This window comes from Microbacterium sp. Marseille-Q6648, assembly GCF_943181415.1.
GTDB lineage: Bacteria > Actinomycetota > Actinomycetes > Actinomycetales > Microbacteriaceae > Microbacterium.
In genome coordinates this window covers 192,416-205,714 of the sequence record NZ_CALPBZ010000005.1, presented here as the reverse complement: position 1 = coordinate 205,714, position 13,299 = coordinate 192,416, and the positions used below count along the sequence as shown (strand labels likewise).

The 13,299-nt window shown below is 67.2% G+C and carries 11 protein-coding genes; 4 read left to right on the top strand and 7 right to left on the bottom strand.

From position 1 onward, the window contains the following. The first annotated feature begins 30 nt into the window (after nucleotides 1-30). Nucleotides 31-1,083, top strand: coding sequence for an Ldh family oxidoreductase (locus NFR93_RS13105; RefSeq protein WP_251453950.1), 1,053 nt, complete (start codon nucleotides 31-33; stop codon nucleotides 1,081-1,083). After that, nucleotides 1,083-2,024: an NADP-dependent oxidoreductase gene (locus NFR93_RS13100; RefSeq protein ID WP_251453948.1), complete on the top strand. Its 942-nt coding sequence runs from the start codon at nucleotides 1,083-1,085 to the stop codon at nucleotides 2,022-2,024. Before NFR93_RS13105 ends, NFR93_RS13100 begins: the two co-directional genes overlap by 1 nt. A 1-nt stretch (nucleotide 2,025) precedes the next feature. On the opposite strand, the gene NFR93_RS13095 is transcribed toward NFR93_RS13100, so the two are convergent. Beyond that, nucleotides 2,026-2,454, bottom strand: coding sequence for a cupin domain-containing protein (locus NFR93_RS13095; RefSeq protein WP_251453946.1), 429 nt, complete (start codon nucleotides 2,452-2,454; stop codon nucleotides 2,026-2,028). Beyond that, nucleotides 2,451-5,270, bottom strand: a complete 2,820-nt coding sequence (locus NFR93_RS13090; RefSeq protein ID WP_251453944.1) for a family 78 glycoside hydrolase catalytic domain — start codon at nucleotides 5,268-5,270, stop codon at nucleotides 2,451-2,453. The genes NFR93_RS13095 and NFR93_RS13090 overlap by 4 nt, the downstream gene beginning before the upstream one ends. A 155-nt stretch (nucleotides 5,271-5,425) precedes the next feature. Between NFR93_RS13090 and NFR93_RS13085 the strand changes: the two genes are divergently transcribed. Continuing rightward, nucleotides 5,426-5,986, top strand: a complete 561-nt coding sequence (locus tag NFR93_RS13085; protein ID WP_251453942.1) for a carboxymuconolactone decarboxylase family protein — start codon at nucleotides 5,426-5,428, stop codon at nucleotides 5,984-5,986. A gap of 150 nt (nucleotides 5,987-6,136) precedes the next feature. Here NFR93_RS13085 and NFR93_RS13080 read toward each other — a convergent pair whose 3' ends face one another. From NFR93_RS13080 to NFR93_RS13060, 5 genes are all read right to left on the bottom strand, one after another. Then, nucleotides 6,137-7,003, bottom strand: a complete 867-nt coding sequence (locus tag NFR93_RS13080; protein WP_353049917.1) for an ATP-binding cassette domain-containing protein — start codon at nucleotides 7,001-7,003, stop codon at nucleotides 6,137-6,139. Between the two features lie 2 nt (nucleotides 7,004-7,005). Then, nucleotides 7,006-9,090, bottom strand: coding sequence for a dipeptide/oligopeptide/nickel ABC transporter permease/ATP-binding protein (locus NFR93_RS13075; RefSeq protein WP_251453940.1), 2,085 nt, complete (start codon nucleotides 9,088-9,090; stop codon nucleotides 7,006-7,008). Next, on the bottom strand, nucleotides 9,087-10,031 hold the full coding sequence (locus NFR93_RS13070) for an ABC transporter permease (RefSeq protein ID WP_251453938.1): 945 nt from the start codon (nucleotides 10,029-10,031) through the stop codon (nucleotides 9,087-9,089). The genes NFR93_RS13075 and NFR93_RS13070 overlap by 4 nt, the downstream gene beginning before the upstream one ends. A 57-nt stretch (nucleotides 10,032-10,088) precedes the next feature. After that, on the bottom strand, nucleotides 10,089-11,612 hold the full coding sequence (locus tag NFR93_RS13065; protein ID WP_251453935.1) for an ABC transporter substrate-binding protein: 1,524 nt from the start codon (nucleotides 11,610-11,612) through the stop codon (nucleotides 10,089-10,091). A 137-nt stretch (nucleotides 11,613-11,749) separates the two neighbouring features. Beyond that, the gene (locus NFR93_RS13060) at nucleotides 11,750-12,658 is read right to left on the bottom strand and encodes a LysR family transcriptional regulator (RefSeq protein WP_251453932.1); all 909 of its coding nucleotides are present in this window, start codon (nucleotides 12,656-12,658) and stop codon (nucleotides 11,750-11,752) included. Between the two features lie 101 nt (nucleotides 12,659-12,759). Here NFR93_RS13060 and NFR93_RS13055 point away from each other — a divergent pair, with 101 nt between their 5' ends. Continuing rightward, nucleotides 12,760-13,299, top strand: a complete 540-nt coding sequence (locus NFR93_RS13055) for a MarR family winged helix-turn-helix transcriptional regulator (protein ID WP_251453930.1) — start codon at nucleotides 12,760-12,762, stop codon at nucleotides 13,297-13,299.

The window sequence follows — 13,299 nt, the reverse complement described above, 5'->3', positions numbered from 1 at the left end:
CGCACCACGCTTCCACCGAAAGGCCCTGCCATGCCCGACTCCGTCACCCTCGCCCCCGAGGCGCTCGAGAAGCTCATCCGTGACCTATTCGTCTCCGCGGGGGTGAGCGAAACTGACGCCGCGATCGCCGCGCCTGTGTTCGTGTGGGCGAACCTGCGCGGTGTGGATTCCCATGGACTGTCCCGTGTCCCCCGCTACCTCGAGCTGTTCGAATCGGGCGAGGCGAACGCGACCCCCTCCATCGCGGTGGACTCGACCCGACCCGGCGTCGTCGTCGTCGACGCCGACCGCGCCCCAGGACCGGTTGCCCTCACCCGTGCCGCGGATCTCGCGATCGATCGTGCGCGGGAGCAGGGCATTGCCCTCGTCGCGGTGCGCACGACCGTGCACACCGGGGCGATCGGCTATTACACCTCCCGGATCGCTGACGCGGGACTGGTCGGACTGGGCATGGTCGCCGGCATGCCCAATATGGCGTACGACGGAGCAGCGGGGGCGTCGGTGGCGACGAGCCCTCTTGCCGTAGCGGTGCCAGGCACAGGGGCCAAGCCGACCGTTCTGCTCGACATGGCCACCGCTGTCATCGCGCTCGGCAAGATCGCTCAGTTCAAGCGCGCCGGCAAACCCCTGCCCGAGGGGGCAGCTGTCACCGCCGACGGAGTGGCGACGACCGACCCGAACGAGGCCAAGATCCCGCTTCCCGTGGGCGGGGCGAAGGGCTCGGGCCTCTCGCTGATGTTCGAGTTGCTCACCTCCGTGCTGGTGACCGCCCCGATCCTCACCGGCTTCCACGCCCACGTCGAGGGCGGCCGCACGCATCGGCAGAACGCCACCCTGATCGCCATCGATCCGGCCGCTTTGGGGCCCATCGAGGAGTTCCAGGCGAACGTCGATGCCACCGTCGACACCATCCACGATCTGCCGCTCGCCCCCGGATCCGCCAGGGTCCGCGTCCCCGGGGAGCGCGGTGCGGAGACCTACGCACAACGTTCTGCGGCTGGCGTTCCCGTGCCGGAGAAGCTGTGGAACGAAGTCGTCGAGGCAGCGACAGCGCGTGGCATCACCGTCCCGGATGTCGGCTGATGGCCAGGCGTTGGCAATTGCCGCATTACGGCGGCATCGACGCGCTCGAATGCGTCAGCGCAGATCCCCCCGTCCCTGCGCGGGGCGAGGTGAAGATCAGAGTGACCGCGGCGGGGGTGAACCCCTCCGACTACAAATCCCTCAGCGGCGGGTGGAATGCCGACCCGACGAAGCTGCCCTTGCCCATCGGTCAGGAGGCGGCCGGGGTGATCATCACGATCGGTCCCGACACGTCGATCGCCAGCGGCCCGGCCCAGGCCGGAGATCGCGTCGTCGCCTTCAAGATCTCCGGTGCGTTCGCCGACGTCGTGACGGTCCCCGCAAGTGACGTCTTCGCGATCCCTGCCGGCGTTGACGACCTGACGGCCGCAGGAATCCTGCATGTCGGAGTCGTCGCCGCCGAGTTGCTGATGCTGTGCGGTGCTGATGAAGGGGAGACCCTCCTCGTGCACGGCGCGTCAGGGTCTGTAGGTGCGCTGGTGCTGCAACTCGCCCGGCGTGAGGGCATCCGGGTGATCGGTACGGCCTCTCCGGCCCAGCACGACAAGGTCCGGGCTTTCGGCGGGCAGCCGGTCGCCTACGGCGACGGGTTGGAGGGCCGTATTCGGGAGATCGCGGCCGGTGGTGTGGACGCCGCGGTGGACGCGGCCGGCACCGACGAAGCACTGGACGTTTCGCTCGCGCTCGTCGCGGACCCCGCGCGCATCGCCACCGTCGCGCCGGGAAAGCGCGCGACGGAAGCCGGGGTGCGGATATCGGCCGGTATGCGGCCCGAGAGCATCGCTTTCCGGATGCCGCATCGCCGAGTCATCCTCGATCTCGCCGCCAACGGCGACCTGACCCTTCCGATCGCTGAGACTTTCGATCTGGCCGAAGCGAAGTCCGCATTGCGTCTCGTGGCGAGCGGACATCCGGGTGGCAAGGTGATCCTGACCGCCTGAGTCAGCTCCGTCCGCCCATGGCGTCCTCCGCGGTCAGGTGCTCCACCGTCTTGCCCGTGTCCGCGAAAGTGCGGGTGACGTACGCTCCCGGATAGATCCACAGGATCCGCAGCGGCACGTCTCCGGTGTTGTGGTACCGGTGGAAGACCTCAGCGGGAACGTACGCGGTGTCGTCCTTGACGAGATCCTGCCGAATGAGCCCCTGCACGGGATCATGCACCTCGACGAAGCCTTCACCTTCCATGATCAGCACCTGCTCGCCGCAGTTGTGCGAATGCAGCGGAGCGCCCGCCCCGACCGGGTACACGCTGATGCCGGTCGTGACGTCATTGGTCCCACCGGCGGTGTCCTTGGTGATGAGAGGCCAGGTCCGGACCGCGCCGCCGCGGTCGAGCGCGTCGATGTCGGAGAAGAGGCGGATGGTGGTCATGCGGTGTCTCCCGTCGGGTGGTGCGCGGACTGCAGGGCATCGGCGACCGCAACCAACGTCGCGTCGTCGGCGAAGATGAGCGCGTCACGGAGAGTGCGGCCCGGGGTGTAGAGCGCGTTCGCCTTCACCGCGCCCGCGAGGAACCGGTTCGGCTGCGCGGCGAGGGTGGCATGAAAGGCACGGTACGCGGCGGGGTCGTCAGCCAGGTCCGCAAGCGACGAGTCGAGCGTCACCGCCGCACGGGGACGACGCTCCGGCACGGCGCAACGCCACTCGTGTCTGCCCGACCCGACCTCGAGCTCACGTCCATCGGGTAGCGTCACGCGCGCTGTCGTATTCGCAGGGATGGCGGCGACCACGCGGAGCGAGGCGCCGTCGCGTTCCCAGCCCGCCTCTGCCGGTCCGTACGGTGTGAGATGGCGGAAGTGAGCCCTGGTCAATCGCTGCAGCGGTCGTGGCGCGATCCTCAGCCGCCGGTAGCCCGGCCCGTCGGCGGACATGCCCGCGACGGTGGTGTGCAGCCAGTTCGCCACCGATCCCAGCGCGACGTGGTTGAACGAGACCATCGCGCCCGGGTTCAGCGATCCGTCCTCACGCAAGCCGTCCCAGCGTTCCCACACGGTGGTGGCGCCGACGGTGACCGGGTACAGCCAGGAGGGCGCCTCGGTCTGGAAAAGAAGTCGTTCGGCGGCATCCAGATGACCGGCCATAGTCAGGGCGTCGGCGATGACGGCCGTGCCGACAAGTCCGGTGGCGATGCGGTACCCATCGCGGCGCACCACGTACGCCAGCCGGTCGCCCACGCGCCGGCGAAGTCGCTGATCCTCTACGAGGTCGAATGCGATCGCGAGCGCGTAGGAGGTCTGCGTGTCGCACATCATTCGGCCGCTGGGCGCCACGAAGGCGGTGACGAAAGCGTCACGTGTGGCGGCTGCCGAAGCGGCGAACCGCGCGGCGTCGGCGTCCTGCCCGAGTTCCGCGGCGATGTCTGCGGTGAGCTGTGCGGTGCGCGCGAGGTAGGCGGTGGCGACGATGTCGGTGTCGGTGCGTCCGCGCGAGGGGGCGTTCGGCGGGGCGTTCGGGTCGAGCCAGTCCGCCAGCTGCCTGCCGCTCGTCCACAGGCCCTCCTCGTCACGGTGGTCGAGCACGAGCTCCAGCCAGGCCCGCATGCCCGGGTAGAACTCGCTGAGCACCGAGAGATCCCCTGATGTGTCAGCCAGCACCCGCGGAACGATCGTGATGGCGTCGCCCCACGCGGCGACCGGGCCGCGGTCGCTGAAACCGGGCACGACGTCCGGGGCGAAGAGCGGCACCAGGCCATTCAGGCGGCGCTGCTCCAGCGCCAGATCCCGCAGCCACGAGCGCAGGAACGCATGGCAGTCGAACAGCGACTGGGCGGTCGGTGCGAACAGCTGCGTATCGCCGGTCCAGCCCAGCCTCTCGTCGCGCTGAGGACAGTCTTGTGGGACGGCGAGGTAGTTGCCGCGCAGCGTCCAGACCACATTCTCGTGGAAGCGGTCGAGCGTCTCATCCGACGACGCGAACCAGCCGGTGCGACGAAGGTCGCTGCCGAGAACCACGGCCTCGACATCGGTCGGATCGAACTCGCCCGGCCAGCCGTCGATGTCGGCGTAGCGGAAACCGTGGAACGTGAAGCGCGGCTCGAACACCTCATCTTCCGCCCCGGCGAGGGTGAACGAGTCGGTGGCGCGGGCGCGGCGCAGCGGGCGCAGGGCGAGCTCGGGCTTGTCGTCCCACCGACCCTCGAGCACTTCGGCGTGGCGCACCGTCACGACGGTTCCTCGTGGGCCTCGAAGCCGCAGTCGTAGCCGGCCGACGAGGTTCTGCCCGAAATCGAGCAGGACCCGACCACTCGCCGTCCGAGTGACGGCTTTCACCGCGTGTGTCTCCAGTCGGCGGACAGGCGGAGCCATCCGCGGCTCGATCCCCCGTAGGGACTCGGACGTCTCGATCGCGGTCGGCCAGTGGCCGTCATCAAATCCGGGCCGGTCCCAGCCGGCGGGTTCACGGCGCGCATCGACATGCTCGCCGTCGTAGATGCCGGTGGCTATGACCGGTCCGTCGAGCCATGCTCGCCAGGCGGTGTCGGTCATGATCGTCTCGCGAGTCCCGTCCTCGTAGATGAGCTCGAGCTGTGCGGTGAAGCGGGGCTGATCGCCGTAAAATCGTCGGGGAGTCGTGAGGACGTGATACTCCTCGGTGTACCACCCCCCGGCGAGCCGGGAGCTGAGGATGTTCTCGCCCGGATGCAGCAGAGCCGTGACGTCGGCGCTGTCGTAGATGAGGCGCTCACGGTACGAGGTCCAGCCAGGCGACAGAACGGCATCGTCTGCCGCGATGCCGTTCACCGCGGTATCGGCCACGCCGAGGGCAGTCCAGTGGAGCGTGGCGCTGGTAAGTCCTGCGCGCACCTCGAAGCGACGCCGCAGAAGCACCGGCTGCGCGGCCATTTCGGGCTCGGCTGCGGCGATGGGTGGGGCCGTCCACTCGGCGGTGAACAAGGCCCACACCTCGAGCGGATGACTCCACGCGGTCAGTTCCCCATTGGTCGCCGCCGATCGCACCGACACCTGTGCCCTCTCGCCCGGTTCCAGCGGTGAGAATGGCCAAGCCACGAGCACACTGTCCCGGTCGTTCCTGCGAGCCACTTCGTCACCACAGCGAATCTCAGCCCATTGCTGCTCCCAGCCCGGTTCGTCGGAGTCCACCGTCCACGTCAGGCGCGGGGTGCTGGTGGCAACGGCGGGTGAGTCGTGGCGGAGCTCGGCGACGAGCGTGCGGATACGTGAGGGCACTCCCTCACGCTAGGGCGTGCAACCCCACCGCGGATGCACGCTAACGTTGCCCGTCCTGATCTGGCCCCGTCGGCGCGGGCCACCTAATGTCGCGGACGAACCCACTCCCGTCACCCGGAGGCCTCATGAGACTGGACGTCACCCCCTACGAAGACATGACCGAGCGACAGCAGGAGCTCGCCGACCGCATCATCGCCAAGCGCGGAAAGATCGGCGGACCCTTCAAAGTGTGGCTGCACAGCCCCGAACTGTGCGACAGAGTCGAGGCACTGGGAGCCTTCGTCCGCTTCGACTGCAGCATGCCCGAACGCATCCGCGAGTACGCACTGCTGATCGCATCGCGCCAGTTCGACGCGCAGTTCTCGTGGAACTCTCACGTGGACAAGGCCATCGAGACCGGCGTCCCCGCAGCCGCTGTCGCCGCGCTCGCCGCCGGGCGAGTGCCGGAGTTCGGCGACGATGAGGAACTGCGTGTGTTCCACGATTTCGCCGCCGAGCTGCTGACGACGCATTTCGTGTCGGACGCCACCTTCGCGCGGCTGCGGAGCGTGTTCACCGATCAGCAGCTCGTTGACGCGATCGGTCTACTCGGTAACTTCACGTTGCTCTCGATGTGTCTGAACACGTTTCAGGTCGACCTGCAACCTGACCGCACGCCGCCGTTCCCGGATGTCCGCGGCTACGCGAAGGTCGAGCCGAGCAAGGTTGGACCGTGAGCGTCCTGGCGCCGCGCCGTGTTGCCGACAGGGAGGTGCCCGACTGGTTCTGCGACGACGAGGGATGCCATTTCTGCGCCGGCGCCGAGACCGACTAACACGAAAGGGGAGTCCCGCTCGAGGCGGGGCTCCCCTTTCTGCGTGTCCTGATCAGGTCAGCGCGATCTCGGCTTCGTGGATCTGCCGGAACGCCTCGCGCCGCGCTCGTCGCTCCTCGCGCCCCTCGGGCGTCGCCGACGGGCTCGCGCCCAGGAGCTTGCGGGTGTACGGGTGCGTCGCTGCGGTGAACAGCTGCTCGCCGGGCGCCAGTTCGACAAGGTGCCCCTGCTTCATGACGGCGATCCGGTGCGAGAGGTGCCGGACGATACCGAGGTCGTGCGCGATGAAGAGGTAGCTCACGCCGGTGGCCTCTTGCAGATCGGCGAGCAGGTTGATGATCTGCCCCTGGGTTGACAGATCGAGCGCGCTGACGGCTTCGTCACAGACGACCAGCCGAGGCTTGAGCACGAGCGCCCGGGCGATCGCGACGCGCTGCTGCTGACCGCCTGACAGCTCGTTGGGGAAGCGGTGGAGGTGGTCGCGGGAGAGGCCGACCTGCTCGAACGCTTCGAGGGTGCGCATCCGCCTCTTGGCGGGGTCGTCGACTCCGTGAGTGCGGAGGGTGTCGTCCACGCAGCGCCCGACGACGTGGCGGGGATTGAGGGAGGAACTGGGATCTTGGAAGATGGCCTGCACGTGCCGCCTGTAGGCGAGCGGGGTGCGCCGACCCATCGCCGTGACTTCCTGACCATCGAAGCGGATCGACCCTGCCGCGGCCTCCGCCAACCGAAGGATGGCGCGCCCCGTCGTGCTCTTGCCCGACCCCGATTCGCCGACCAGCCCGAGTGTCTCACCGGGACGGATGTCAAAGGAGACGTTCTCAATCGCGCGGGACGTGCGCCGGCGCCACGGGAGCGCGCCGCCGGTCTCGTACTCGACGGTCAGTCCCTCGACAATGAGCAGAGGGGAGGTGTCCATGGTCATCGGGCGGCGACCTCCAAGGTCAATTCGTGTGCACGGACGCACCGCACCTCGTCGATCATCGGTACCGGGGCCAATGTGCACTCGGTGGTCGCGAACACACAGCGATTCGCGAAGTGACAACCGCGCGGCCACTCGCCGGCGAGCGGAACTCGGCCCGGGATGGTCGGCAGCCGGTCCACGCGGGCATCGGCCGCGGGGTTCGCGGCCAGCAGTGCGGCCGTGTAGGGATGCCGGGGTGTGCGGAACAGGTCCGTCACCGTCCCGGTTTCGATGATCTGGCCCGCGTACATGATCGCTGCCCGGTCGCATGTCTCCGCGACGACGCCGAGATCGTGGGTGATCATCAACACTCCCATCCCGTACTCGTCGCGGAGGTCGAGGATGAGGTCGAGCACTTGCGCCTGCGTTGTGACGTCCAGCGCCGAGGTCGCCTCGTCGGCGATCAGCAGCTTCGGGTCAGCGGCTAGCGCCATCGCGATTGCGACGCGCTGCGCCATCCCGCCCGAGAACTGGTGCGGGTAGTGGTCGAGCCGTTCGCGCGCACGACTCACGCCGACACGTTCCAGCAGTTCCACGGCGCGGTCTCGTGCCTGCGATCTGGACATGCCCTTGTGCTCCCGCAAAGGTTCGACGAGCTGGCGGCCGACCGTGTGCACCGGCGAGAGCGCGGACAGCGGGTCTTGGAAGACCACGCCGATGCCTGCCCCGCGGACGGTGCGCAACATTCGCTGCGACTGGAACGCCAGTTCGGTGCCGTCGAAGAGGATCGTGCCGGAAGCCAGCCTGGTGCGGGGCGGCAGCAAGCCCATCACAGCCTTGGCGAACATCGACTTGCCCGAGCCCGATTCCCCGAGGAGCCCGACGATCTCGCCAGCGCCGATGGAGAGCTGCGCATTTGACACGAGCGGGACGACGTCTCCCTCGGGGCGTTCCAGCTCCACCGACAGTTCGCGCACGGCCAGCACCTGGTTCGTCGCGACGGGGAGGCGATCGTCAGCGGTGATGCCGGTCGGCGCGGGGGCGGGCGTGCGGTGCGACGGGAACGGGCTCGCCGCATCGGGTGCGGCATCGTCGGGGCTCTGCGCCCCGAGCGGTGCGTCCTGTCCGGGAAGCGTTGCCGCTGCGGCGGTCGGAACGTTGCTCATCGACGGCAGGGCCGCCTTGCCCTGAGCCTTGCGCGGTGATCGGCGGATGCCGCCGGTGATGGCGTCGTTCATGCCGTCGCCGAAGAGGTTGAACGCCAGCACGGTGATGATGATGGCGATGCCGGGTGGGAAGGCGAGGAAGGGCTGCTGCGCCTGATGCGCGACGGCCATGCTGAGCAGGCCACCCCACGTAGGGGTTTCGCGATTGAGCCCGAGGCCGAGAAAGCTGAGCCCGGACTCGATCATGATCGCCGAGCCGAAGAACACCGCAGCCTGGATGACGAGCGGGCCGATCAGGTTGGGCAGCACCTGCCTGAAGATGATGGTCCGCTCCCGCATGCCTGCGACATGTGCGGACTCGACATAGAGCTTGTGTCGCTCGGTGAGGGCGATGGCGCGGGTCACTCTCGCGAAGCCCATCGTGAAGATCAGGCCGATGGCGAGCATGAGCGTCCATAGGCTCCGCCCGAGGATCGCGATGACAGCGAGGGCGACCAGGAGCCCTGGCAGGGCCTGGGCCACGTCGAGCAAGCGAGAGCCGAGGCGGTCGGTCCACCCACCGCGATAGCCCAGAAGCAAGCCGATCGGCACACCCAGCGCCATGGCGATAAGAACCGAACCCAGCGCTACCACGAGTGCCACCCGCGTGCCGAAGATGAGGCGGCTGAAGTAGTCCTGACCGAGATTGTCGGTGCCCAGCCAATGCGTCGCCGACGGGCCTTGAAGGAGAGCCGAGTAGTCCGACACGTTGGGGTCATACGGCGCGATCACAGGGGCAAAGATCGCAATGAGTGCCAGCGCGACGATGGTCCATAGGGCGACCAGCGTCAGTGGTTGTCGACGCATCCGCCCGATCACCCGGGAGAGCCCCGATTGCGGGCGACCGTCGGGGGAGCGGCGCAGCCGGGAGAGGTTCAGCGAGTAGGTGTCGGTCATTGAGGTCGCGCCTTGGGGTTGAGCAGGCCGTAGCAGATGTCCAGGACGAGGTTCACGACGATCACGATGACGGCGATCATGAGCACCCCGCCTTGGACGACAGGGAAGTCCTTGCCGATGACGCTGCGGAGCATGATGTCGCCGATTCCGGGGAATGCGAAGACCTGGCCGACGACGAAGCTGGCGCCGATGAGGATGCTGACGGTGAGGCCTGTCGAGGCCAGCACCGGGACGAGGGCGTTTTTGAGTCCGTAGCGGTAAATCACGCGGGTGCGGGACATTCCCGTCGCCGTAAGTGTGTCGACCCACCGGGCAGAGAGCGTCTCGGCCATAGAGGTGCGCATCGCGCGAGCGATGAGGGCGGCAGAACCTACGCCAAGAGCGATCGACGGCAGGATCAAACCCTGCGCCCAACGGGCCGGATCCACATCGAGAGGTACGTATGACACGACCGGTACCCATTTGAGCTGGACCGCGAAGATCAGCAGCAGCACGATGCCGAGCCAGAACTCCGGAATGGCCACGGTCACAGCGGTGATGGTGGTCGTCACCCGGTCCGTCGTCGATCCAGGTCGTGTGCCGCCGAGCAGTCCGAGAGCCAGCCCGATAATGACCGAGACGATCAGCCCGCCGACGACGAGCGACAGCGTTGCCGGCATCCGCTCGAGCAGCATGTCGGTGACGGGGCGGCCGATGGCGAAAGAGGTGCCGAGGTCTCCCTGGGCGGCTGCGGCGAACCACGACACCAAACGGGTGAAGAAGGGCTGGTCGAGGCCGAGCTGGGCTTCGACCTGTGCGATACGGTCGGGGGTCGCGCTGGTGCCGAGGATGGCCGCAGCCGGGCTCCCCGGCACCAGATAGGTCATGAGGAACACGACCATGGCGACCAGGATCAGTTGGGGGAGGGCGAGGGCGAGGCGGAAGGCGATGAGCTTGGCCATCAGTCCTCCCGCCCCGCCGTGGTCTTCATGACTGTCACTGGATTCCGATATTGATCGTCAGCCCGCGGGCGTGATCTCCCGCAGGTTGATGTTGTTGGCCTCGAACGGGAAGTTCGACTCCTCCACACCCTGCACGGTATCCGCGTTGAACGCGATGATCTCGAACCCGCGAGCGTGGGCGCAGGTGAGCGCCTCGTCCGCGATGATCTTCGTCACTTCGGCCCAGAGGCCTTCGGCCTCCTCGGAGTCGCCCGCCGCGATCGCGGCGTCGGCCGCCGTCTTGAGCTCGTCGCTTTCCGTGCCGGACGGGTTGCCGCCGGCGTCGGCGGCGAACCACGCCTTGTACCACTCGAAGGGGGTCTGCTCGTCGTTGGAGCCGATGCCGATCGGGTACGAACCGCTGTTCCATCCCTGGAACCACTCCGGGGGCGGAACCGTGGTGACCTCGATGCCGAACCCGTCCAGCTGGCTTGCCTGATCCATGTAGATGGTGGATTGCGTTGTCGTGAAGGGCGCGGCGATCATCTCGCCCGCGATCTGGGGGCTTCCCGCGCTCTGCCACAGCGACCGTGCTTGCTCGACGTCGGTGGGGTAACCGGCGATGTCGGGGTTGTGGCCCAGGGTGCCTTCGAGGAAGTGCTGCGTTGCCGCCTCGCCACCGCTGACGTCGACCATCTGCTGCACATTGATGGCGTAGCAGACCGCCTGACGAACTTCGACGTCCTCGAACAGGCCACCGGCCCCCCGATCGAAGAACATGACGTTGTTGCGGATTGCCGGGTATTCGAAGGACTCCACCGTGGTTCCGTCGAAGCGGGGCAGTACCTCTTCCTCTGTATCGGTGATGTCGATCTCTCCGTTGACGACGGCAGCTGCCGCGGCCTCGTCGTCGGGGATCGCGTACAGCTCGATGTTTTCGAAGGCGGGTGCGTCTCCCCAATAGTCCTCGTACAGGGTGAAACTCATGACGGTGCCTGCGGTCGATGCTGCTTCGTCGTATGCCCACGGGGCGGTACCGACGGGGTTTGTTGCGACGCTGCCGTCCTCGATCGCTGCGGGGCTCGCAATGGGTAGCACTCGCGTCGACAGGGTGTTGGGCATGGATGGTGTGGGCGCGGAGAAGTTGATGATCACGGTGTGCTCGTCGGGCGCGTCCACCGAATCGATCGGTGCGAGCTGGGCGCCGAACGGCCCGGGCGTGTTCTTCACCGTGTCGATGTTCTGCGCTACGGCCTCCGCGTTGAACGGCTCGCCGTCGTGGAAGCTGACGCCCTGGCGGAGAGTGAGGGTCAGCGATGTCGAGTCGTCGTTCAGCTCCCAGCTCTCAGCAAGGCCGGGCGCGAGTTCGCCGGCATCGTCGCGGGTGATGAGGTTCTCGTAGACGATGCGCATGGGTCCGCCTTCGAACTCGTACCCCGGTGCCCAGGTCTCGGGGAACGCGCCGAAGTTCACGCGGAGCGTGCCCGATGCTTCAGGGGCGCTCGATTCAGTGGGAGTGTCGGTGTCACCCTGCGTGCAGCCGGTGAGCACGAGGGCGAACACCGCCAAAGGGATGGCGGTCTTCCGGGTCGCTGACTTCATGAGGCGCCTCCTTGCGCGGACAGTCATGTGGTGTGCCCCGCGGGTCGGGGCGGCTGTGTGTGCTTGAAGCTACCTGCGCGGGCTGGCAGGCACAGTGCCCGGCGGCGCAACATAACCGTGCACGATGAGTGGGATGATCACGCTGCATGCGCCGCGGGGCGGGACCGGAACCACACCGTCATGAAATCGAGGAAGATCCGCACGCGCTCCGGAGTGTGACCGCCGGGTCCGTGCACCGCGTACAGTGCTCGCGCCGGAGGCTGATGTTGCGGCAGAACCTCGACGAGATCGCCGGAGGCCAAACGCTCAACGGCCGGTCGGCGCGGAATCAGGGCGATACCGGCCCCCTGCTCCACCAGCTTCTCGATGACCAGATACGAATTGGCGACGACCGATGGGTGTTGCACCTTGTGATGGGACGTCTCGGCGCCCGCGCCGAGACGCCACACCGGATCGTTGGGGTGAAGGATGCACTGATGCTCGGCGAGCTCGGCGGTCGTCGTCGGAGCGCCATGCCGGCGCACGTAGTCGGCGGCGGCGACGAGGACGAAGGGCAGCTCCGACACGCGTCGCACCAGAACATTCGAGTCGCGCAGATCCCTGGTGTGGAAGGCGACGTCGTACCCGCGCTCCAGGAAGTCGTAGTTGCGATCAGACATCCCCCCGAGCTCGAATCGCATGGTGATCAGAGGGTGCGCCTTGACGAAAGCGGCGATGGCGTCACCGAGATCGAGGGTCCCGATCCACTTCGGGCAGATGACCGACAGCGTGCCCTCTGGTCGATCCCGCGACTCCGACAGCGCGGTGTCCTCCTCATCGATCTCAGAGAGAATGCGGCGCGCGAAGTCCGCATAGCGCGTTCCCGCATCGGTGAGACTGACCGATCGGGCCGTGCGGTTCACCAGGCGCACCCCGACCTGCCGTTCGAGGTCGGCGACGTGCCGGGAGACGAGGGAGCCCGAGATGGCGAGTTCGCGTGCTGCGGCACTGAAGCTCGACGACTTGGCGACGGTGACGAAGGTCTTCATCACGATGAGGCGATCCACTTTGATCCTCCTTGCAGAATGCGTCTTGCGTCATGCAAGTCGTGCATGCAACTGTACGGCAAAGTAATTATGATTCAATAATCAAATGGCGAGGAGGCCGTATGAACGAGGGCGCAACAGACGACGTGCACACGCAGCTGGCCGAAGTCATCGTTGACGTGGCTCGCGAGATTCAACTGCGTGCTACCCAGATCACACCCGTGGTCCCGCTCACGCCTACTCAAGGGCAGGTCATGCGGTACGTCCACAAGAACCCAGGATGCTCCGCGTCCGACATCGCCGATGGTGCGCGGCTGCAACGCGCCAATGTCTCGACCGCGTTGCGCGAGCTGCGAGCGCGTGGCTATCTCACCTCGCTTCGCGACGAACACGACGGACGCGCCATCCGTATCACAGCGACCGCACTCGCCGATGCGACCATCGCCAAACTCACCGAATCCTGGGCCGACCTGATCCGGCGTGCCTGGGAAGCGAGCCCCGAATTGCAGGACCCCCGCATCCCCGAGACGGTGCTGAGTGCGCTCTGCGCCGTGCGTACGGAGCTCACGGCCGACCGCGATGCAGATCGTGCAAGGACAGGCTACGTACCGGCTACTTCTGCCACCGCCCCGCCGGGCGAAGACTCAGTTCCACCCGGGTGA

Bases quoted from the DNA above. Each gene is read 5' to 3' on its own strand.
- NFR93_RS13095 (WP_251453946.1), bottom strand. From the start codon at position 2,454: ATGACCACCATCCGCCTCTTCTCCGACATCGACGCGCTCGACCGCGGC.
- NFR93_RS13080 (WP_353049917.1), bottom strand. From the start codon at position 7,003: ATGGACACCTCCCCTCTGCTCATTGTCGAGGGACTGACCGTCGAGTAC.
- NFR93_RS13100 (WP_251453948.1), top strand. From the start codon at position 1,083: ATGGCCAGGCGTTGGCAATTGCCGCATTACGGCGGCATCGACGCGCTC.
- NFR93_RS13085 (WP_251453942.1), top strand. From the start codon at position 5,426: ATGACCGAGCGACAGCAGGAGCTCGCCGACCGCATCATCGCCAAGCGC.
- NFR93_RS13070 (WP_251453938.1), bottom strand. From the start codon at position 10,031: ATGGCCAAGCTCATCGCCTTCCGCCTCGCCCTCGCCCTCCCCCAACTG.
- NFR93_RS13075 (WP_251453940.1), bottom strand. From the start codon at position 9,090: ATGACCGACACCTACTCGCTGAACCTCTCCCGGCTGCGCCGCTCCCCC.
- NFR93_RS13055 (WP_251453930.1), top strand. From the start codon at position 12,760: ATGAACGAGGGCGCAACAGACGACGTGCACACGCAGCTGGCCGAAGTC.
- NFR93_RS13105 (WP_251453950.1), top strand. From the start codon at position 31: ATGCCCGACTCCGTCACCCTCGCCCCCGAGGCGCTCGAGAAGCTCATC.
- NFR93_RS13065 (WP_251453935.1), bottom strand. From the start codon at position 11,612: ATGAAGTCAGCGACCCGGAAGACCGCCATCCCTTTGGCGGTGTTCGCC.